This is a genomic window from Klebsiella sp. JN_Kp122 (assembly GCF_040062085.1).
In the GTDB taxonomy this organism is placed as follows: Bacteria; Pseudomonadota; Gammaproteobacteria; order Enterobacterales; family Enterobacteriaceae; genus Klebsiella; species Klebsiella aerogenes.
Genome location: NZ_JBEAHW010000020.1, coordinates 43,704 through 63,624, shown reverse-complemented (window position 1 = coordinate 63,624; position 19,921 = coordinate 43,704). Strand labels below are relative to the sequence as shown.

Here is a 19,921-nt window from a genome sequence, read left to right as displayed (position 1 = left end):
TTTAATAAATAATGGTTGCGGCTATCGCATAAGTTCGACAATGCGAAATGCTTAGTGAAATATTCATAATATATTGTTCATTAAGTATATCTTTGATCTTGCCTGACACTATAAAGTCTGGTTTTCCATTTTCGTCATGCGTGACTTCAATATCATGAAAACAAATGCCATGACTAAATCCATAACCAACAGCTTTTACCAAAGACTCCTTCGCCGCCCAAAAACCTGCCGCACGTTCATAATTAGAATCAATAATTCCAATATCTCTGATTTCATTAGCTGTAAAAACTCTCGAGAGAAAACCTGATTTTTCATTGGTTATAGCTTTTTCGATCCGGGCTACTTCGACTATATCAGTACCAATACGCATAATATCCTTCCATGGAGATTAAATTTGGTAAGCAAGATTAAAGTTAATCTTATAGCTGTCTACATCCAGATCATCCGGATATAGAAAGGGTGAAGATAATGAAGCATCATATTCCAGCGCTTTAACAGCCCCTTTTATACCGAAAACTCCCCCTATTATTTTCTTACCGTTAAGATCCTGCGAAGGTAGCTTACCAATTATTTGACCATAATCCGTGCCAATATAGGGGACGAAACCATTATATCCAGCAACCACATTTAGCGTGTTTTGTAAGAAGAACCCTTTATTACCATAAATACCATCACTATTTTGAAAACCACGCACACTCCAGCGATCGCCTATTGTGAATTGATCCTGCAACGTCAAATTATCTGGTGAATACTGAGCCCCAATATTCAGTTCGTAATAGGCGTTAACGGGTAACATAGTTAACCATTTCACATAGTTCACATTCAGATTCAAAATCTGACTTCGCTTACTAACGGTCCCTGTACGCATGTCTGGTGTATCAGTACCGCCAAAAGCCTTAGTAAACCGCTGCCAGGTTAACGTTGAATCCAGCGCAGCTCCGGTAAAGTTTCTTTTATAATTTAAGCCTAACCGTATGTTGCCCATATCACGCTTTTGCAAAACTAGCTCTGTGCCTCCCAATGTATAGTCATACTTCCGTCTGATCAGTTCGGCACTCGCAGACAATTTAGAGTTCACATTGCGGTAAAGCATACGATTACTTTTGAGACTGAAATATTCCGTCTCACCTATATAGTCAAAAGTATATGCACCAAGATCAATACCCTGAGTTGATTTACTTTTACTATAAAAAAGACTGAGATCGGTGTAACCAAAAGGCACACTATAATAGGCACTAGCATTTTTATAACCCCCGGTTTGGCTACCTGTTCCCGCAAGATAAAAAACATCGCTCAAGCTAGTGATATTATATAAATACCCCACTCCACCAATAAGTTGGTTTCCTGTGCTGTCATCACCATAGTTATTATACGAAGTTCTGGCACTCCATATTTTTTTTCGTTGTGTATTAATTACCAGATTGCTCGTGCCATTTTCAGGGCCTGGCACTATGTTAATTTTAACATCAACCTCAGGTGTTCTCTGTATATTTTCCAAACCCTGCTCAACATCCCTAATATTGAGAATATCACCTTGTGAAAATGGCAAAACCCACTTACTTATATCGTTATCAACAATGATAATCTCAGAAATCCTTCCAGGTATCACTGCTAACTTTAATTTTTTAGTCAAGAGATCTTGAGATGGAATTTCCACCCTCGTTGTTATATAGCCTGCATTTATATAGTAATCTTGAAAAAGCACAGCCGCTTTTTTCAACCCATTCATTCCTAAGCATTTTCCAGCAACCAGTTTTTTTATTTTATTTAATCCGCGGCCGTCTAAAAAATCATTACTAAGTACTAATTCATCAATTTGAAAACACGGATTTTCCAACGGGAATGTGCTATCGGTTTCTTTTTTTGCGATAGCATCGGAGAACACATCCTTTTGTTCTATTTTTCGGTCTTTGAAAGCAGCGTTATCATTGTTTTGCTGCTCTTTTACAAGCCGCCCTAACTGAGCATCAGCCGCTACTGCAGGGCCAGCAATCAACAATACCAGGCTAATAATTACTATATTGCGAATATCCATTTCATACCCTAATCAGGTAAAAGCAGTAATCCCTTACCGCTTTTACCTTCAACCTAAGTTATTTACCTACAACGGTACCAAATACATTTACAACATTGGCAGTAGTCTCAAGTCCTTGAGCGCCGCCTAATACAGCCCAGAAACCAGTATTGACTATTTTCTTGGCATTGATAACAGCCTTACCGCTGGTATACAAATTACCGTAGTTGTAAATATTATTACTTGCAGTGACATTTAACTGACTATCAGCAACCAGGTTAGACCAGTTCGAGATATTTTTAGCGGTGACATTAGTAGTCTTAGCTGTAATATTCGCGCCGAGATTATTAGTTAAATCATTAGCAGTGGTGATATTAAGTGTATTACCAGCTGCAATATCGCTGTTATTAGTAATAGTTTTGCCAGTCAGATTTAAATCACCACCTGCATTAAAGGCGTGATTATTTGTCACGTAACCGGAAGTATTTACTGTCAGATTGCCTGCTGCATTCACCCATCCAGTGTTATTGTAGTCACCAGTAATATTAATTAAAATATCACTATCTGAAGAGATGATACCGGTAGCGGTATTTTTGGCAACAGAGCCACTTGCTTTTGATGATATCGTAGTTGCATCAATCTGCATATTGCCTGAACTATAAATTGTTGCGTAATCAGCAGCAACTTTCTTCGCAGCAATCGTCATTTTTCCGGAATTAGCAATAATTTGCCCTTTGTTACTTGCGAGATCGCCAGTCAGATTAATATTTACATCACCGGTTTGCGCAATAATACGGCCAGATTCGTTATTCAGACTCTTAGCCGTAATATCAACCCCTTCACCGCCAATTAGACCGCCTTGCTGATTCCCGTAGCCGAAGTATTGCCCCACGTAGAAACCAAATTTGTCACTGTCAGTACTGGTGATTTTACCAACCGCATTAAGCGCTAGTTTTTGATCAGCAACCATCATAGTATATTTAGCATCGATATCAGCTCCGGACTCGATACTGATATTTTTAGCTTTGATGACTGAACTGTCTGTGCTAACGGTGTTGGCTTTGATAGTAACATCACCGTTTACTGAAGTTATCACTCCCAATCGACTGTAGTAATTATCGAGATCGATATTTACACCTTCTCCGCCGTTAATACCGGATTGGCTGGTATTCATGTCGCGACCAGTAATTGAAACAGTCTTACTGCTTTCAATTTTACCCATATAGTTATCAATATCACTGGTGGTTTGGATACTCACATCACCATCTGAGGCAATTTCGCCAGCCCAGTTGAATAAGTAGTCAGCAGCAATCTCGATGCCATTACCTGAGACGATACCCAAGGATTCACCGCCCGTGGTATCGGCCGATTTGTTGTCATTATTTTTTACTGCTTTAGTTGTCGTTAATTTTACAGCACCAGAACTGGAGCGAATCAAGCCACTTACGTTTTCAATGTTTCCAGTACTTTCAACTTCGACATTGCCTGTTGAATCAATAGTACCGCCATTATTGGTTAATGATGTATTTTTCAGGCCAACATAGCCAGCATGAATCTGACCGTTGTTATTATCAAAACTACCTGATTCGATAGCAACGATACCCGCCTCAATACCCGCGGTTTTAGCTTTACCAGTATTGGTAAAAGTATTGCCACTGGTATTGACAGCCAGCGTTTGGCCAGCAGCCAGTTTCCCATTGCTATTATCGAACTTACCGCTATTAATGTAGTTGTTAGTGGTTGCTAATATGTTACCACCATTGATATTACTTACTTTATTGCCCGCAGTATCAATAGCAATCATTTTATCGCTGTTGATTTTTCCTGCACTATTTTCCAGAACACCATTGGTGTTTAAGGTGATATCGCCACTGGATTGTATAACCGCGTTGTTGTTAAGCAGTTTACCGTTACTGGTAATCTTAATACCGCTATCCCCGGCAGAAATCGTCCCCAGGTTACGTACACCTACGCCACTTTCGGTGCTGACCAGGCTAATTTTATTCGCATACATACCACCGAGCTTAGAAACATCCACGCCATAGGTACTTGCGTTACCGGTTGGCGTAACGGAGTCGGTGACCACACCGTCGGCGTTGATCGCATTACTCCCCGCGACGATCTTAAGCTCACTTGCAGAAAGCGCTCCCTTCACAACGATACTACGCGCCAGAATTTCGGTCGGCGATTCGCTCTGAAATCCATTTACAGTAATCGTTCCACCATTTACGGAATAGCCATTTAATAGCCCATCGTCACCTATCTTTGGCGTACCAGTCGTCAATGTCCCTTTTTCAGCATTGATGAACCCACCACCCTGAGTCGTGATGCCATTAGGGTTGGCAATGATTAAGTGAGCGGAATCACCTGCAACTTCCATCATGCCATTAATGGTACTGGCATTCGTTGAAGTCACTTCGTTAAGAATAACCATGGCGCTGCGGTCGGTAAGATTTGGGTTAGCCGCAATCTGCCCTGCCAGCACGGACTGTGCTGCGCTGGTCGCGTTATTAAAAATAACGCCTTCGGTGCCAACATTCAGTGTGTCATATACGTTATGTGAAAGGCCATTACTGTTCGCTTTCGCGATATTAACAACCGGCACCCCATTGGAGGCTTCAGTAACGCTGCCATTTTTAATCGAAATTTCCGCTTGCGCCATTACAGGCATCAACAGTAATAATGATGCCGCAATCGGGTTTAATTTAACGGACTTTTTTTTATTTTCGTGATATTTCATATGAACCTTTCTAAGATAGTATTGATTGAGTGCAGCCAAAAGGAATGCCCTGTACAGGTGCATTCTCTTCTGACTATTTTAAGCACGCGTTATGCGTACAAATCCCTGTGAAAAGCACGTAAACCCATCAAACGTTATATTCGGCTCTACTCAGCTAATTATATAAATACATTGCGACCGCTTATACACATCTGGAACAAAGAAAGCTGATTAAATTCATACAAAATATGAGACATCCTTTGCCCATGCATGAAGACTAATTACTTTTTTAAGCGCCGGTAATCCATATATTGACCACACGCGAAGTCCAGTATTTGAGCGCTGTGTGATAAATAATGACATACTTCACGCCATATCCTTATTCCGTTACAGTTTCCCCGATTAACACAATGAATAAAAAGTGAATTATTTACCTGCATAATCAACTTCCTTCACTTCATGATTAAGATCAACAATGTACGCCTCTCCGCCCTTATCGATTATTGATCGCGTAATTTCCTCAAGTTTATATGAATTCATATTTATGAATTACAATTTGATTAAAAATAGTAATGCCAGCCAGCTGTAGGTAGTGAAAAAGCAATGTGAAACGCATCGTAAAGGGTGACGCAGGTCAGAGAAGAGAGGGTGGAGAGCGCTGAATTTGCCGGAGAGCGGCTTAAGCCTTCTCCGGCATCGACATCGACATTATGCCCGAATGGCGTTGCGCCATCGGGCTTTGCTTATTAATCGCGGAAATTCTTGAACTGGAATGGCTGGCCAAGATCGCCGCCGCGAACCAACGCCATAACCGACTGCAGATCGTCACGGGATTTGCCAGTGACGCGAATTTCTTCGCCCTGAATCTGCGTCTGTACTTTGAGTTTGCTGTCTTTAATCAGTTTAACGATTTTCTTCTGTATTGCGCTCTCAATACCCTGCTTCAGCTTAGCTTCAACAAACCAGGTTTTCCCGCTGTGTACGAAGTTTTCCGGCACGTCAAGCGAGCTTCCTTCAATACCGCGCTTGAGTAGCTTTGCACGCAGGATGTCCAACAGCTGATTGACCTGGAAATCAGACTCGCTCAGCACCTTGATGGTTTTACTGGTTTCGTTCAGCTCAAAGGTGGCTTCAACATTACGAAAATCAAATCGTGACTCGACTTCGCGGCTTGCGTTTTCGACCGCATTACGCGCTTCCTGAAGATCGACTTCAGAGACAATATCGAAAGATGGCATCTTTTCCTCTCCTTCCGTTTCTTTTGCGTTGCATAATACCCACAACGCGGCATAACTCAACTTGTTATCCCGGAAGCTTAGCTGATAACGCTATACTTTAGCTACAAGCGCCTGGGAAGTCGCAGGTGAGGAGGAATAATGAAAGTAACCGTACTGGGATGCGGTGCATTGGGGCAACTATGGTTAACCGCGCTGTATAAAAACGGACATGAGGTTCAGGGCTGGTTACGCGTCCCGCAACCATTTTGTAGCGTTAATCTCATTGAGACTGACGGTAGTAATTTCAACGAATCAATGACCGCTAACGATCCTGATTTTCTCGCCACCAGCGATTTACTACTGGTGACGCTAAAGGCATGGCAGGTTTCCCAGGCAGTGAGAAATCTGGCTGCTATCTTACCGGCTTCTGCGCCTATCTTGCTCATTCATAACGGCATGGGCACCCTTGATGAATTAAAAAGCGTTAAACACCCACTGCTGCTGGCGTCCACCACTCATGCCGCCCGCCGCGATGGCAACGTCATCATTCACGTCGCGCAGGGAACAACTCATATTGGACCAGCCAAAAGCTATAGCGAAGATTACAGCGGCCTCGCCGACATTCTGCAAAACGTCCTGCCGGATGTCGCCTGGCACGACAATATTCACCCTGCTCTTTGGAGTAAGCTGGCTGTCAACTGTGTGATTAATCCCCTGACTGCGCTGAAAGATTGTAGAAACGGCGATCTGCGAGATTTTCCGCAAGAGATCGGCGCAATCTGTCATGAAGTCGCAGCGGTAATGCAACGTGAAGGCATTCATACATCTGCGGAAAACCTGTTATTGTATGTAAATCAGGTAATTGAAAGTACAGCAGACAATATCTCATCTATGTTGCAGGATATTCGCGCGCAGCGGCATACGGAAATCGACTACATCACCGGTTTTCTGCTTAATCGCGCCCGGGCCCACGGTCTGTCAGTGCCAGAAAATGCCCGTTTATTTGAACAGGTAAAGCGGAAGGAGAATACTTATGAGCGCGTCGGCACTGATTTGCCTCGCCCCTGGTAGTGAAGAGACCGAAGCGGTCACCACTATCGATTTATTAGCGCGCGGCGGCGTGAAAGTGACTACCGCCAGCGTCGCCAGTGATGGCAATCTGACCATCGTTTGCTCGCGCGGCGTGAAGCTACTTGCGGATGCGCCGCTGGTCGAAGTCGCTGATGGCGATTTTGATATCATTGTTTTACCTGGCGGTATTAAAGGTGCCGAGTGCTTTCGCGACAGCCCTTTGCTGGTAGAAACCGTAAGACAATTTCATTTATCCGGGCGCATCGTGGCGGCTATCTGCGCCGCGCCAGCGACCGTCCTGGTGCCACATAATCTGTTCCCCATCGGCAACATCACCGGTTTCCCGGCGCTGAAAGAGCAAATCCCCGCCGAACAGTGGCAGGATAAACGCGTCGTCTGGGACCCAAGGGTTAATCTGTTAACCAGCCAGGGTCCGGGAACCTCTATTGATTTCGCGCTAAAAATGATTGACCTGCTGATCGGTCGCGAAAAAGCATACGAGGTGGCTTCGCAGTTGGTCATGGCTGCTGGCATCTATAATTACTACGAATCCTGATAGCCGGTCCGCGCCGCGGGCTGGTTCCCCCCTTCTTGAGGAGCCGTAGCATGTCCCGTAGCGCAACCGATTCTCGTGATCTCGTCATCAGCCGCCTACTCAGCGCCCCCACGACAGCCCTCTGGCGCGCGTGGGCCGACCCGGCTTTACTCAAAACCTGGTGGTGTCCTAAGCCATGGTATACCGACGTTCTGGCCTTTGATTTGCGTCCCGGAGGGGCTTTTCACACCGTGATGCACGGCCCTGACGGTGAACGTAGCGATAATCCCGGCTGCTTTCTTGAGGTCATTCCGCAGCAAAAGTTAGTCATGACCTCAATGCTGACCGCAGACTTTCGCCCTGCCGTTTCCCCGTTTGCCATGACGGCTATTATCACCTTTGCGGATGAAAACGACGGCTGTCGCTATACGGCAACGGTACTGCATGCAGATAATGAAACCCGTGAGCAACACGAAAAGATGGGATTTTTTGAAGGCTGGAATATCGTTATCGATCAGTTGAATGCCCTGGCGATGACGCTACGCTAAACCCAGATGTAAAAAAGCCTTCCCTAAGGGAAGGCTTTTTCATCAGTACAGGTGAATTACGGACGATACACTTTCACGTTAGTAAAGCCCTGCTCACGCAGGTACAGCGCCTGCAGACGGCTCATTACGCCGCGCTCACACCACAACAGCCAGGTTTTACTCTGATCGAGGTTGCCAAATTGGGTGCTCAGTTTATAGAACGGCAGCGAAACAACATCGACGCCTTCCACTTTCAATGGCTTATCATCCTGCTCATCGACAGAACGAATATCGAGAATCACGTCATTCGCGCTGAAGCCGCTGACGGTTTCGACTTCCACCACGTCCTGCTGCGTTTGCTGAGCGATGTCGCGAATGTCGATGTTATTCGCTTCCTCAACCACTTTATCCAGAATGCTAAAATCGAAGTTTTCTTCTTCCGCTTCGATCTTCGCTTTTACCGCTTTTATGGTTGGGCTCTTCGAGATAACGCCGCAGTATTCCGGCATGGTGCGGGCAAAATCTTCAGTGCCGATTTCGCGCGCAAGATTGATAATGTGTTCTTTATCGTGAGAAATCAGCGGGCGCAGGATCAGCGTGTCTGAGACATTATCGATAAGACGCAGGTTAGTCAGCGTCTGGCTGGATACCTGGCCCAAGGCTTCGCCGGTCACCAGTGCCTGCACGCCATAACGCTCAGCGACTTTCGATGCCGCACGCACCATCATACGTTTGAGCACCACGCCCATCTGGCCATCCTCGACTTTCTCAAGGATTTCGCCAACCACCGGCTCGAAATTGATTGCCACGAAGCGAACGCGATGGGAGCTGCCGAAGCGGTTCCACAAATAGTGCGCCACCTGACGAACGCCAATTTCATGCGCGGCGCCGCCGAGGTTGAAGAAGCAGTAGTGTACGCGGCAGCCGCGACGCATCAGCATATAGCTGGAGACGCCGGAGTCGAAGCCGCCGGAAATAAGCGACAGCACATCTTCCTGAGTACCAATGGGGAAGCCGCCAATACCTTCATAGCGCCCTTTCACCAGCAACAGACGATCGTTTTCGATTTCCAGGTTAACCGTCACGTCCGGATCGGTGAGCTTCACGCGCGCCGATTCGATATGCTGGTTCAGGCCGCCGCCAACGTAGCGCTCAACCTCAATTGAGGTGAATTCATGTTTACCCCGGCGCTTCACACGCACGCAGAAGCTTTTGCCTTCGAGCTGTTCACGCCACAGCGGTAGCGTCTGTTCAAAAATGTTATGCAGAGAAGTGAAAGGTACGTCCTCCACTTCCAGAATATGGTGAATGCCAGGGATACGGGTCAGCGCATCGCGAATAACCGGCCGCTGGTTTTCGTCTTTCGCGCGAACTTCGATATGATCCCAATGACGAACGACGGCGAGCGTCTCATCATAGTTTTTGAGAACGTTACGAATGTTCCCGGTTAAGATTTTAATAAAGCGCAACCGCACAGATTGGCTTTTGATGGTGATTTCCGGGAACAATTTAATGATAAACTTCATGGCGACAATAGTTCGTTGGCAAGCCCGACGGGGCTTTAAGCAAAAAAGTTGTACAGGCGCGATACAGCGTCTGCATCCAGGGCGCGGAGTATACCATCATTGTTCGCTTTTCGCCTGGCATTGCGCATTTTCGCAAAAATGTATCCGTAGGGTGAATGCCGCGAGTTTGCTTAACCGCCCGACTCCGTTACCATACTGATAGCCATCGAGACATAACAAGAGTCTATATTCACTATGCCAAAGAAAAATGTGGCCCCGGCCAGCTTTGAGAGCGCTTTAGGCGAACTCGAGCAGATCGTTAATCGTCTGGAAAGCGGCTCACTACCGCTGGAAGAAGCGCTCAGCGAATTTGAACGCGGCGTGCAGCTCGCGCGCCAGGGCCAGACGAAACTGCAACAGGCCGAGCAGCGTGTCCAAATCCTGCTGGCCGATAGCGAAGATGCGCCGTTGACTCCCTTTACGCCGGACGCTGAATAAATGGACTTCCCGCAACAATTACAGACCTGTGTCACCCAGGCCAATGACGCGCTGCGCCGTTTTATCTCTCCGCTGCCATTTCAGAACACTCCGCTGGTTGAAGCCATGCACTATGGCGCATTATTAGGCGGCAAACGCCTGCGCCCTTTCCTGGTTTACGCCACCGGCGAGATGTTCGGCGTTAGCCGTTCCACGCTGGATGCCCCAGCCGCTGCCGTCGAATGCATTCATGCCTACTCGCTGATGCATGACGATCTGCCGGCGATGGACGACGACGATCTGCGCCGCGGTCAACCCACGTGCCACATCAAGTTTGGCGAAGCGAACGCTATTCTTGCCGGTGACGCCCTGCAAACGCTGGCATTTTCTATACTGAGTGATACGCCGATGCCGGAAGTACCGGATCGCGACCGTCTGGCGATGGTTTCCGAACTGGCTCAGGCCAGCGGCGTCGCCGGAATGTGCGGCGGTCAGGCGTTGGATCTCGAGGCGGAAGGCAAGCAGGTCGATCTACAGGCGCTGGAGCGAATTCACCGCCATAAGACCGGAGCGCTTATTCGCGCGGCGGTTCGTCTTGGCGCGCTGAGCGCCGGCGAGCGTGGCCGTCAGGCGCTACCAGCACTCGATCGCTTTGCGGAGAATATCGGTCTCGCCTTCCAGGTGCAGGATGACATTCTGGATGTGGTAGGTGATACTGCGACTCTTGGCAAACGTCAGGGTGCCGACCAACAGTTAGGCAAAAGTACCTATCCGGCGCTTTTGGGTCTTGAGCAAGCCCAGCAGAAAGCGCGCGATCTGATTGCCGACGCCCGCCAGGCTTTAGATGAACTGGCTGCGCAATCGCTGGATACCACGGCACTGGAAGCGCTCGCGAATTACATTATTCAGCGCGATAAATAAACAATAAATGAGTCTCTGATGAGTTTTGATATTGCCAAATACCCAACCCTGGCGCTGGTAGATTCCACCCAGGAGTTGCGACTGCTGCCAAAAGATAGCCTGCCTAAGCTTTGCGATGAGCTGCGCCGCTATCTTCTGGACAGCGTGAGCCGCTCAAGCGGCCATTTTGCCTCTGGCCTTGGCACGGTTGAACTGACCGTGGCGCTGCACTATGTCTACAACACGCCGTTCGACCGCTTAATTTGGGATGTCGGCCATCAGGCCTACCCGCACAAAATTCTCACCGGCCGCCGCGATAAAATCGGCACTATCCGCCAGAAAGGCGGCCTGCATCCGTTCCCGTGGCGCGGCGAAAGCGAATATGACGTACTGAGCGTTGGCCACTCTTCTACCTCTATCTCCGCAGGTATTGGGGTCGCTATTGCCGCCGAAAAAGAAGGCAAACAGCGGCGCACCGTTTGCGTCATCGGCGATGGGGCTATCACCGCCGGGATGGCGTTTGAGGCGATGAACCACGCGGGCGATATCAAACCAGACATGCTGGTCGTGCTGAACGACAATGAAATGTCGATTTCAGAAAACGTCGGGGCGCTGAATAATCACCTGGCGCAGCTGCTGTCCGGCAAGCTGTATTCCTCGCTGCGTGAAGGTGGCAAAAAAGTCTTCTCCGGCGTACCGCCGATTAAAGAACTGCTTAAGCGTACCGAAGAGCATATTAAAGGTATGGTGGTGCCCGGCACGCTGTTTGAAGAGATGGGCTTTAACTACATCGGCCCGGTAGATGGCCACGATGTGCTGGGTCTGGTTAATACGCTGAAGAATATGCGCGACCTGAAAGGGCCGCAGTTCCTGCATATCATGACCAAAAAAGGCCGTGGATATGAACCGGCGGAAAAAGATCCCATCACCTTCCACGCGGTACCGAAATTCGATCACACCAGCGGCGTGCTGCCGAAAAGCAGCGGCGGCCTGCCTTCCTATTCGAAAATATTTGGCGACTGGCTGTGCGAAACCGCGGCCAAAGACGACAAACTGATGGCCGTCACCCCGGCGATGCGTGAAGGATCCGGGATGGTCGAGTTCTCGAAAAAATTCCCCGATCGCTATTTCGATGTCGCGATTGCCGAACAGCACGCGGTGACCTTTGCCGCCGGGATGGCGATTGGCGGCTATAAGCCGATCGTGGCGATCTATTCCACCTTCCTGCAGCGCGCTTACGATCAGGTGATCCATGACGTCGCCATTCAAAAGCTGCCGGTGCTGTTTGCAATCGATCGTGCGGGCATCGTCGGCGCCGACGGTCAGACCCACCAGGGAGCGTTCGATCTCTCCTTCCTGCGCTGCATTCCGGAAATGGTGATCATGACCCCGAGCGACGAAAATGAATGTCGCCAGATGCTCTACACCGGATACCACTATAACGATGGCCCTAGCGCGGTACGCTATCCGCGCGGCACAGGTACCGGCGCGGAACTGGAACCACTGGCGCCGCTGCCGCTCGGGAAAGGCGTGGTGAAAAGAAACGGCGAGAAGCTGGCGATCCTTAACTTCGGGACTTTACTGCCGGAAGCCGCTCAGGTCGCGGAAAAACTCAATGCGACGCTGGTCGATATGCGCTTTGTGAAGCCGCTTGATGAGGCGCTTATCCTGCAGCTTGCCGCCGATCACGAGGTGCTGGTCACCCTTGAAGAGAACGCCATCATGGGCGGGGCAGGCAGCGGCGTAAACGAGCTGTTGATGGCCCACCGTCGCGCGGTGCCGGTGCTGAATATCGGTCTGCCGGACTTCTTTATCCCGCAGGGGACTCAGGAAGAAGTTCGCGCCGACCTCGGCCTGGATGCCGCCGGTATCGAAGCCAAAATCCGCGACTGGTTGGCATAATTGCCCATACCGCTCCTGCTATGCTTAAAGGATACCTTTTAAAGTAGCAGGAGCGTCTTATGCACTACATTCCTCTTGGCGATACCCATCTTCGCGTTTCCCGACTCTGTCTCGGCTGCATGACCTTCGGCGAACCTGACCGCGGCAATCATGCCTGGACGCTGCCAGAAGAGAGTAGCCGTCCGCTGATTAAACGTGCGCTGGAAGGCGGAATTAACTTCTTCGATACCTCGAACAACTACTCCGACGGCAGCAGCGAAGAGATCCTCGGCCGCGCGCTGCGGGAGTACGCTCGCCGCGATTCGGTGATCGTCGCCACCAAAGTTTATCATCAGGTCGGCGATCTGCCGCAGGGGCTGTCTCGCGCGCAAATCATGCGATCCATTGACGATAGCCTGCGCCGTCTGGGAATGGACTATGTCGACCTGTTGCAGATCCACCGCTGGGATTACTCCACGCCCATCGAAGAGACGCTGGAGGCGCTCAGCGACGTCGTACGCGCCGGGAAAGCGCGCTATATCGGCGCATCATCAATGCATGCCCGCCAGTTCGCCCAGGCGCTCGCTCTGCAGGAACAGAACAATTGGGCGCGCTTCGTCACCATGCAGGATCACTACAACCTGATTTATCGCGAAGAAGAAAACGAGATGCTGCCGCTATGCCAGCGCAAAGGGATTGCGGTCATGCCGTGGAGCCCGTTGGCGCGCGGCCGACTAACACGACCATGGGGAGAAACCACCGCGCGTCTCGTCTCCGATGAGTTCGGCAAATCGCTGTATAGCGCCACCGACGCTAATGATGAGCAGATAGCACAGAAGCTGGAGGAGGTGGCTGAAGAATTAGATGCCAACCGCGCGCAGGTGGCGCTGGCCTGGCTATTAAGCAAGCCCGGCGTGGCTGCGCCGATTATTGGCGCCTCGCGGCAGGAACAGCTGGATGAGCTCCTGCATGCCGTCGATTTAACCCTGACGCCAGAACAAATCGACAAGCTGGAGGCGCCCTATCGGCCCCACCCAATCGTCGGCTTCAAGTAACGCCGCAATTTAAACCCCGGCCGCGCCGGGGTGCAGATTTAGAGCAGACCTATCGGCCAGTGGTGGCCAATCAGATACAGTACGCCGGCGGAGATCACCCCGGCGACGATATCGTCGACCATGATCCCCATTCCACCATGGATGTTGCGGTCGAACCAACGAATTGGCCACGGCTTCCACATATCAAAGATGCGGAAAATAACGAAACCGGCGGCCACCCACTGCCAGTCCATCGTCGGTAACGCCATCAAAGTGATCCACATCCCGACAAACTCATCCCAAACGATGCTGCCGTGGTCATGAGTGCCCATATCCTTAGCCGTACGGTGACAAAGATAGACGCCGATACAGATGCTCATCATCACCACCAGCGAATAGAGCTGCCAGGGAAGAAAGGTCATCAGATACCAGAACGGAATCGCCGCCAGAGACCCCATCGTTCCCGGCACCACCGGGCTCAGCCCACTGCCGAACCCGGTCGCCAGCAGATGCCAGGGATTGCGCATATTGAGGCGGCTTTTCGCCTCGTCTCTACTGCGTGCCAAAATGATCGTACCCCTTTAAATCCAATTTAATCGGCTTACCCTCACGGGTAAACTGCAGTCCATCCGCTTCCGCCACGATCTGGCCGATACAGGTAAAGCGTGCGCCAAGCTGACCAATCGCGACATCCAACGCTCCGCGGTTCAGCTCGGGAACGGTAAAGCACAATTCATAATCTTCGCCGCCAGCGAGCGCCCAGCGTAGCGCCTGTTCAGGATCAACCTGGCGCAGCATGGCATCGGAATACGGCATCGCATCGAGATCGATACGCGCGCCGCAGGCGCTGGCCTTGAGAATATGACCAAGGTCAGAGATAAGACCGTCAGAGAGATCGATCGCTGAATTAGCCAGATCGCGCAGCGCCTGCCCCTGCAGCACGCGGGGCATTGGACGCAAATGGCGCGCCAGCAGATAATCGGCATCCGCTGGCGAATCAACCGTTAGCCGGTCCTGTAAAAGCGCCAGCCCGGCGGCGCTATCACCGGGCGTGCCGGTGACATAAATCCAGTCGCCAGGCCTGGCCCCGGAACGCTTCATCGCGCGGCCCGGCGGCACAAAGCCGTGGATACCCAGCGTCATCGACAGCGGCCCACGGGTGGTGTCGCCGCCGATCAGCTGCATATCGTAATAGTTAAGCTGGACAAACAGACTGTCGCTAAAGGCTTCAAGCCACGCTTCGTCTGCTTCCGGCAAAGTGAGCGCCAGCGTCAACCATGCCGGTTCCGCCCCCATCGCCGCCAAATCGCTCAGGTTCACCGCCAGTGCTTTATACGCCAGGTCGGCAGGGTCGATGTCGGCTAAAAAGTGGTTGCCCACCACCAGGGTGTCGGTGCTGATTGCCAGCGTTTTTTTCTCGGGGATATTCAGGAGCGCGCAGTCATCGCCGATGCCGGTTTCAACATCAAGGCGGGCGCTTTTAACGCGATCAAAATAACGGGCAATCAGGGAAAATTCGCCGCATGCCATACGTTATGCCTCAGCAAAGAAAAGAATAAGGCCGGGTTCGCAGGATCAGATCCTGCAAAGCCCGGCCTGCAGTTTACTTTTTGCGGGGACGGATTACCGGGGCCGCTTTATCCAGCACGCCGTTGACGAACTTGTGGCTATCTTCAGCGCCGAAGGTTTTCGCCAGCTCGATAGCTTCGTTGATAGCCACTTTGTACGGCACGTCGTCACGCTTCGACAGCTCAAACAGCGCAATACGCAGTACCGCTTTTTCTACCTGACCCAGCTCTTCCAGCTGACGTGACAGGTATGGCTTCATCAGACCGTCGAGATACGCGCTGTTAGTCGCCACTCCGGACAGCAGTTCACGGAAATACAGAACGTCTACATCTTTTACATCCTGTTCCGCCAGGAACTGGTATTCAACATCAGCGATGTCGTTCTGGGACAACTGCCAGGAGTAGAGCGCCTGGACGGCACACTCACGGGCGCGGCGACGAGCAGCAGGTTTCACGGAATTCCCCTTACAAAAAATCAGGCCTTGATGGCTTTCAATACGTTAATCATTTCCAGCGCGGTCAGCGCGGCTTCTGCGCCTTTGTTACCGGCTTTGGTGCCAGCGCGTTCGATGGCTTGTTCAATACTTTCAGTCGTCAGAACACCGAAGGCTACCGGGATTTCACTGTCCTGAGCGACGTGCGCCAGGCCATTGCTTGCACCGCCAGCCACATATTCAAAGTGGGCGGTACCGCCGCGAATCACCGTACCCAGCGCGATTACCGCGTCATATTTACCGGTTTTTGCCAGTGCGCCAGCCGCCAGCGGCAGCTCATACGCGCCTGGAACCCAAACAACGGTGATGTTTTCATCTTTTACCTGACCAATGCGCTTGAGGGCGTCAATCGCGCCTTCCAGCAGGCTGTCATTGATAAAGTTGTTGAAACGCGCAATGGTGATGGCGACGCGAGCGTCCGGGGTAGCAACGTTAGCTTCAATAATGTTCATACTCTTCCTTCGGGTTCATGTGCCCCGCAAGGGGGGCGGATTTTATCATAATATTCTGGGCGCTGCTTCCTAATATTAGGAATACATCACGCAGTCGTTAAATGCAGGCAGACATCGGGCCCGACCTGACGTATCTCGTTGAATTTGAAATGGGGGGCCTGGCTCAGTTTCTCAAGCCCCGGCAGCGCGCATAAACCGCGCGCGTCACTGCCTAACAGTTTAGGCGCAATATAGACGATAAGCTCATCCACCAGCCCGGCCTGTAGCAAAGCGCCGGCCAGCGTCGGCCCCGCTTCCACCCAAATGCTGTTCACCTGCTGTTTACCGAGCTGCATCATTAGCAACACGAGGTCGAGATGGCCGTTATGCTCCGGCACCAGCAGGGTACGCACGTTGTCAGGCCAGGCACGTTCATCGACATGGGTGCGAGCGAACAGGGTTTCACCTTGCTGCTGGATAATTCGATGCTCCGGCGTGACGCGGTTTTGGCTATCGATGACGATACGCAGCGGCTGACGCAGGTTCTCCTGCGGATAGAGCGCCTGCGTATCGGCGCTCAGCTCCTGCCAGCGCACGGTCAGCGCCGGATCGTCCGCCAGCACGGTCGCGCTGCTGGTGAGAATAGCGTGGCTCTGCGCGCGCAGGCGCTGCACGTCGCGTCGCGCCTGTGGCGAGGTGATCCACTGACTTTCACCGCTGGCCATCGCCGTACGGCCATCAAGCGAAGCGCCCATCTTCAGCTGGATCCACGGAAAACCGGTGCGCATCCGCTTCAGAAAACCTTTATTCAGCGCTTCCGCTTCATTCATCATCAGCCCATGGCTGACGTCAATGCCGGCCTGCTGCAGGCGGTACAGGCCGCGACCGGCCACCTGTGGATTCGGGTCCTGCATTGCCGCTACCACGCGAGCCACGCCTGCGGCGATCAGCGCGTCGCAGCACGGCGGCGTGCGACCATGGTGGCTACAGGGCTCCAGGGTGACGTAGGCGGTCGCGCCTTTGGCTTTATCGCCGGCCATACGCAGCGCGTGCACTTCGGCGTGCGGCTCGCCGGCCCGATAGTGGAAGCCCTCGCCGACGATCTCGCCGTCTTTTACAATCACACAGCCGACGTTGGGATTAGGATGGGTAGTAAAGCGTCCGCGCGCGGCAAGCTTCAGCGCTCGCGCCATGTACATTTCGTCCTGCATGGCTTAGTCCTGTAAACGGGCGATTTCTTCGCCGAACTCTTTAATATCTTCGAAACTGCGATAGACGGAAGCGAAGCGAATATAGGCGACCTTATCGAGCTTCTTCAGCTGCTCCATCACCAGATTACCGATCATTTTACTCGCGACTTCACGCTCACCGGTGCCGCGCAGATGGGTTTTAATGTGATTTACCGCCATTTCGACGTCATCGGCGCTGACCGGGCGCTTTTCAAGCGCTTTCAACATCCCGCTACGCAGCTTGTCTTCGTTGAAAGGTTCGCGCACGTCGTTGCTTTTTACCACCCGCGGCATTACCAGCTCAGCCACTTCAAAAGTGGTAAAGCGTTCATTGCAGACCAGACACTGCCGACGACGACGCACGGAGGAGCCTTCGCCGACCAGGCGAGAATCGATGACTTTGGTATCCACGGCGAAACAGAAAGGGCAATGCATGGCGCGTCCTGACAGGTAGTTAATCTGAAGGATAGTTTACCCTGAAGTCAGCGGACTACAAAGAAAGAGCTTTTGAGACAAAGGATCTATGGTAGGTCAATTCAGTTTAGCTACCATTAATCATCCTCTGTAAACGGAATCCTGACCATGACAAGACGTTACCTACAACTGGCTATCATCGGCAGCCTGTTCACCCTTACCGCCTGCGCCCAGCAAAGCGAAGTTCGTCAGATGAACGAGAGCGTCAGTACGCTGAGCAAAGAGATGACCCAGCTGAATCAGCAAACGATAAAAATCACCCAGCAAAACGCACTGAATGCTAAATCAACCCGCGGCGTTTATCTGCTGCCGGAGGCCAAAACCCCCGCGCGGCTGGAGAGCCAGATCGGCACCCTGCGCATGTCAGTGGGTAGCATTACGCCAGATGGCGACGGTTCGCGCCTGACCTTACGCATCCAGGGCGAGTCTAACGATCCGCTCCCGGCCTTCACCGCGACCGTCGCTTCCGGACAAATTACCGGCACCACCCACAGCTATCAGGAAGTCAACGTCCAGGATCAGCTGATTAGCGCCCCGGCCAGCATCCTGGCGCCCAGCGATGTGGATATCCCGCTGCGCCTGAATGTGACGCCTGATAAAGTCGGCTTTATTCGTATCCACGATATCCAACCCGCCAGCGCGCAGTAAGCGCTCACGCCGGGCAAAACGGCCCGGCGCCCCACTTTTCATCTATCGAAGTTATCCATTTACAACTTTTCATAAGAGTTCATTAGAAATCGCTCCTGAAGGCGATTTTCAGTAGCATTTTGTCAAGAAATGCATAGAATCGTGAACGCAATCGATTACTCATGTTCTGGTTATGTGAAACAACACGTATTTTTGTGAGCAATGATTTCTATAATAGACCCCCACAGAAAGACGAAATATTTAGCAACGCTTCGGCAATTTTCTTAACGCCTTTTGGCTTAATTTAAACAGTGGCATCAACATGAAAAAAACATTACTGGCAGCGAGCGCTGTTGTGGCGCTTTCCGCTTCTTTCACCGCTGGCGCGGCAGAAACTGAAAAACCGCAGTACCTGTCTGATTGGTGGCACCAGAGTGTGAACGTGGTCGGTAGCTACCACACTCGTTTTGGACCGCAGATCCGTAACGATACCTATCTGGAATACGAAGCGTTTGCTAAAAAAGATTGGTTTGATTTCTACGGCTATATTGATGCGCCGGTCTTCTTCGGCGGCAACAGCACGGCGAAAGGTATCTGGAACAAAGGCTCCCCGCTGTTTATGGAGATCGAACCGCGTTTCTCTATCGACAAGCTGACCAACACCGATCTGAGCTTCGGGCCGTTCAAAGAGTGGTACTTCGCGAACAACTATATCTACGATATGGGCCGCAACGACTCTCAGGAGCAGAGCACCTGGTATATGGGTCTGGGTACCGACATCGATACCGGTCTGCCGATGAGCCTGTCGCTGAATATCTATGCTAAATACCAGTGGCAGAACTACGGCGCCTCCAACGAAAACGAGTGGGACGGCTACCGCTTCAAGGTGAAATACTTCGTTCCGCTGACCGACCTGTGGGGCGGTTCGCTGAGCTATATTGGCTTCACCAACTTCGACTGGGGTTCTGACCTTGGCGACGACAACTTCTACGATATGAACGGTAAGCACGCGCGTACCAGCAACTCTATCGCGTCCAGCCACATCCTGGCGCTGAACTATGCGCACTGGCACTACTCTATCGTCGCGCGTTACTTCCATAACGGCGGCCAGTGGGCTGATGATGCTAAGCTGAACTTCGGCGACGGCGACTTCAGCGTTCGCTCTACCGGCTGGGGTGGCTACTTCGTTGTCGGTTACAACTTCTAATTGCTGATACA

General features: G+C 51.2%; 20 protein-coding genes. 9 read left to right on the top strand and 11 right to left on the bottom strand.

All coding sequences use genetic code 11. The features are described 5' to 3' along the window. Position 1: 1 nt before the first annotated feature. The 4 genes from acpS to ABLU78_RS08935 form a co-directional block, all read right to left on the bottom strand. Entirely contained in the window at positions 2 to 370 is a 369-nt protein-coding gene (gene acpS / locus ABLU78_RS08950) for a holo-ACP synthase (RefSeq protein ID WP_045381043.1), read from the bottom strand. An 18-nt stretch (positions 371 to 388) separates the two neighbouring features. Continuing rightward, positions 389 to 2,035 carry a ShlB/FhaC/HecB family hemolysin secretion/activation protein gene (locus ABLU78_RS08945; RefSeq protein ID WP_048228426.1) on the bottom strand — a complete coding sequence of 549 codons (1,647 nt, stop codon included), beginning with the start codon at positions 2,033 to 2,035 and terminating at the stop codon, positions 389 to 391. Between the two features lie 58 nt (positions 2,036 to 2,093). Continuing rightward, positions 2,094 to 4,754 (bottom strand): filamentous hemagglutinin N-terminal domain-containing protein, encoded by a 2,661-nt coding sequence (locus ABLU78_RS08940; RefSeq protein WP_032707540.1) that lies wholly within the window; start codon positions 4,752 to 4,754, stop codon positions 2,094 to 2,096. Between the two features lie 725 nt (positions 4,755 to 5,479). Beyond that, on the bottom strand, positions 5,480 to 5,971 hold the full coding sequence (locus tag ABLU78_RS08935) for a YajQ family cyclic di-GMP-binding protein (protein ID WP_015367982.1): 492 nt from the start codon (positions 5,969 to 5,971) through the stop codon (positions 5,480 to 5,482). A gap of 138 nt (positions 5,972 to 6,109) precedes the next feature. On the opposite strand from ABLU78_RS08935, the gene panE reads away from it, so the two are divergent. The 3 genes from panE to ABLU78_RS08920 are packed head-to-tail and all read left to right on the top strand — an operon-like array spanning position 6,110 to position 8,104. Continuing rightward, a complete protein-coding gene (gene panE, locus ABLU78_RS08930; protein WP_015704565.1) occupies positions 6,110 to 7,021 on the top strand; it encodes a 2-dehydropantoate 2-reductase in 912 nt (303 codons plus the stop codon). Beyond that, positions 6,984 to 7,577, top strand: a complete 594-nt coding sequence (gene yajL, locus ABLU78_RS08925) for a protein deglycase YajL (RefSeq protein WP_047058570.1) — start codon at positions 6,984 to 6,986, stop codon at positions 7,575 to 7,577. Before panE ends, yajL begins: the two co-directional genes overlap by 38 nt. Positions 7,578 to 7,627: 50 nt before the next feature. Continuing rightward, positions 7,628 to 8,104 carry an SRPBCC family protein gene (locus tag ABLU78_RS08920; RefSeq protein WP_047064199.1) on the top strand — a complete coding sequence of 159 codons (477 nt, stop codon included), beginning with the start codon at positions 7,628 to 7,630 and terminating at the stop codon, positions 8,102 to 8,104. Between the two features lie 56 nt (positions 8,105 to 8,160). On the opposite strand, the gene thiI is transcribed toward ABLU78_RS08920, so the two are convergent. Beyond that, positions 8,161 to 9,609, bottom strand: coding sequence for a tRNA uracil 4-sulfurtransferase ThiI (thiI, locus tag ABLU78_RS08915; RefSeq protein WP_015367986.1), 1,449 nt, complete (start codon positions 9,607 to 9,609; stop codon positions 8,161 to 8,163). Positions 9,610 to 9,843: 234 nt separating this feature from the next. Here thiI and xseB point away from each other — a divergent pair, with 234 nt between their 5' ends. From xseB to ABLU78_RS08895, 4 genes are read left to right on the top strand one after another with little or no spacing between them, the layout of a single operon-like run. Continuing rightward, positions 9,844 to 10,086 carry an exodeoxyribonuclease VII small subunit gene (gene xseB / locus ABLU78_RS08910; RefSeq protein WP_048228421.1) on the top strand — a complete coding sequence of 81 codons (243 nt, stop codon included), beginning with the start codon at positions 9,844 to 9,846 and terminating at the stop codon, positions 10,084 to 10,086. Further along, positions 10,087 to 10,986 (top strand): (2E,6E)-farnesyl diphosphate synthase, encoded by a 900-nt coding sequence (gene ispA, locus ABLU78_RS08905; protein ID WP_015367988.1) that lies wholly within the window; start codon positions 10,087 to 10,089, stop codon positions 10,984 to 10,986. A gap of 18 nt (positions 10,987 to 11,004) precedes the next feature. Then, positions 11,005 to 12,867 (top strand): 1-deoxy-D-xylulose-5-phosphate synthase, encoded by a 1,863-nt coding sequence (gene dxs / locus ABLU78_RS08900; protein WP_015367989.1) that lies wholly within the window; start codon positions 11,005 to 11,007, stop codon positions 12,865 to 12,867. 59 nt (positions 12,868 to 12,926) lie between these two features. Next, positions 12,927 to 13,901, top strand: a complete 975-nt coding sequence (locus ABLU78_RS08895; RefSeq protein WP_020079496.1) for an aldo/keto reductase — start codon at positions 12,927 to 12,929, stop codon at positions 13,899 to 13,901. Positions 13,902 to 13,939: 38 nt separating this feature from the next. Here the strand turns inward: ABLU78_RS08895 and pgpA are convergent, their stop codons facing one another. The 6 genes from pgpA to nrdR all read right to left on the bottom strand — a co-directional run bounded on the left by pgpA (position 13,940) and on the right by nrdR (position 18,037). Continuing rightward, positions 13,940 to 14,452 carry a phosphatidylglycerophosphatase A gene (pgpA, locus tag ABLU78_RS08890; protein ID WP_257393917.1) on the bottom strand — a complete coding sequence of 171 codons (513 nt, stop codon included), beginning with the start codon at positions 14,450 to 14,452 and terminating at the stop codon, positions 13,940 to 13,942. Next, complete coding sequence (thiL, locus tag ABLU78_RS08885) at positions 14,433 to 15,410, bottom strand: thiamine-phosphate kinase (protein WP_047053312.1); 978 nt, start codon at positions 15,408 to 15,410, stop codon at positions 14,433 to 14,435. The genes pgpA and thiL overlap by 20 nt, the downstream gene beginning before the upstream one ends. A 73-nt stretch (positions 15,411 to 15,483) precedes the next feature. Next, positions 15,484 to 15,903: a transcription antitermination factor NusB gene (gene nusB / locus ABLU78_RS08880; protein ID WP_015367993.1), complete on the bottom strand. Its 420-nt coding sequence runs from the start codon at positions 15,901 to 15,903 to the stop codon at positions 15,484 to 15,486. 20 nt (positions 15,904 to 15,923) lie between these two features. Continuing rightward, positions 15,924 to 16,394, bottom strand: coding sequence for a 6,7-dimethyl-8-ribityllumazine synthase (gene ribE / locus ABLU78_RS08875; RefSeq protein ID WP_001021161.1), 471 nt, complete (start codon positions 16,392 to 16,394; stop codon positions 15,924 to 15,926). Positions 16,395 to 16,480: 86 nt separating this feature from the next. Then, the gene (gene ribD / locus ABLU78_RS08870; protein ID WP_047053310.1) at positions 16,481 to 17,584 is read right to left on the bottom strand and encodes a bifunctional diaminohydroxyphosphoribosylaminopyrimidine deaminase/5-amino-6-(5-phosphoribosylamino)uracil reductase RibD; all 1,104 of its coding nucleotides are present in this window, start codon (positions 17,582 to 17,584) and stop codon (positions 16,481 to 16,483) included. Positions 17,585 to 17,587: 3 nt separating this feature from the next. After that, positions 17,588 to 18,037 carry a transcriptional regulator NrdR gene (gene nrdR / locus ABLU78_RS08865; RefSeq protein WP_002890417.1) on the bottom strand — a complete coding sequence of 150 codons (450 nt, stop codon included), beginning with the start codon at positions 18,035 to 18,037 and terminating at the stop codon, positions 17,588 to 17,590. A 147-nt stretch (positions 18,038 to 18,184) separates the two neighbouring features. Between nrdR and ABLU78_RS08860 the strand changes: the two genes are divergently transcribed. Next, entirely contained in the window at positions 18,185 to 18,724 is a 540-nt protein-coding gene (locus ABLU78_RS08860; protein WP_015367995.1) for a DUF3251 domain-containing protein, read from the top strand. A gap of 301 nt (positions 18,725 to 19,025) precedes the next feature. Continuing rightward, the gene (locus ABLU78_RS08855) at positions 19,026 to 19,910 is read left to right on the top strand and encodes a nucleoside-specific channel-forming protein Tsx (RefSeq protein WP_015367996.1); all 885 of its coding nucleotides are present in this window, start codon (positions 19,026 to 19,028) and stop codon (positions 19,908 to 19,910) included. The last annotated feature ends 11 nt before the right edge of the window (positions 19,911 to 19,921 follow it).

What these genes read in the sequence shown, in the direction of transcription:
- acpS (WP_045381043.1), bottom strand. Translation starts at nt 370, where the DNA reads ATGCGTATTGGTACTGATATAGTCGAAGTAGCCCGGATCGAAAAAGCT.
- ABLU78_RS08945 (WP_048228426.1), bottom strand. Translation starts at nt 2,035, where the DNA reads ATGGATATTCGCAATATAGTAATTATTAGCCTGGTATTGTTGATTGCT.
- ABLU78_RS08940 (WP_032707540.1), bottom strand. Translation starts at nt 4,754, where the DNA reads ATGAAATATCACGAAAATAAAAAAAAGTCCGTTAAATTAAACCCGATT.
- ABLU78_RS08935 (WP_015367982.1), bottom strand. Translation starts at nt 5,971, where the DNA reads ATGCCATCTTTCGATATTGTCTCTGAAGTCGATCTTCAGGAAGCGCGT.
- panE (WP_015704565.1), top strand. Translation starts at nt 6,110, where the DNA reads ATGAAAGTAACCGTACTGGGATGCGGTGCATTGGGGCAACTATGGTTA.
- yajL (WP_047058570.1), top strand. Translation starts at nt 6,984, where the DNA reads ATGAGCGCGTCGGCACTGATTTGCCTCGCCCCTGGTAGTGAAGAGACC.
- ABLU78_RS08920 (WP_047064199.1), top strand. Translation starts at nt 7,628, where the DNA reads ATGTCCCGTAGCGCAACCGATTCTCGTGATCTCGTCATCAGCCGCCTA.
- thiI (WP_015367986.1), bottom strand. Translation starts at nt 9,609, where the DNA reads ATGAAGTTTATCATTAAATTGTTCCCGGAAATCACCATCAAAAGCCAA.
- xseB (WP_048228421.1), top strand. Translation starts at nt 9,844, where the DNA reads ATGCCAAAGAAAAATGTGGCCCCGGCCAGCTTTGAGAGCGCTTTAGGC.
- ispA (WP_015367988.1), top strand. Translation starts at nt 10,087, where the DNA reads ATGGACTTCCCGCAACAATTACAGACCTGTGTCACCCAGGCCAATGAC.
- dxs (WP_015367989.1), top strand. Translation starts at nt 11,005, where the DNA reads ATGAGTTTTGATATTGCCAAATACCCAACCCTGGCGCTGGTAGATTCC.
- ABLU78_RS08895 (WP_020079496.1), top strand. Translation starts at nt 12,927, where the DNA reads ATGCACTACATTCCTCTTGGCGATACCCATCTTCGCGTTTCCCGACTC.
- thiL (WP_047053312.1), bottom strand. Translation starts at nt 15,410, where the DNA reads ATGGCATGCGGCGAATTTTCCCTGATTGCCCGTTATTTTGATCGCGTT.
- ribE (WP_001021161.1), bottom strand. Translation starts at nt 16,394, where the DNA reads ATGAACATTATTGAAGCTAACGTTGCTACCCCGGACGCTCGCGTCGCC.
- ribD (WP_047053310.1), bottom strand. Translation starts at nt 17,584, where the DNA reads ATGCAGGACGAAATGTACATGGCGCGAGCGCTGAAGCTTGCCGCGCGC.
- nrdR (WP_002890417.1), bottom strand. Translation starts at nt 18,037, where the DNA reads ATGCATTGCCCTTTCTGTTTCGCCGTGGATACCAAAGTCATCGATTCT.
- ABLU78_RS08860 (WP_015367995.1), top strand. Translation starts at nt 18,185, where the DNA reads ATGACAAGACGTTACCTACAACTGGCTATCATCGGCAGCCTGTTCACC.
- ABLU78_RS08855 (WP_015367996.1), top strand. Translation starts at nt 19,026, where the DNA reads ATGAAAAAAACATTACTGGCAGCGAGCGCTGTTGTGGCGCTTTCCGCT.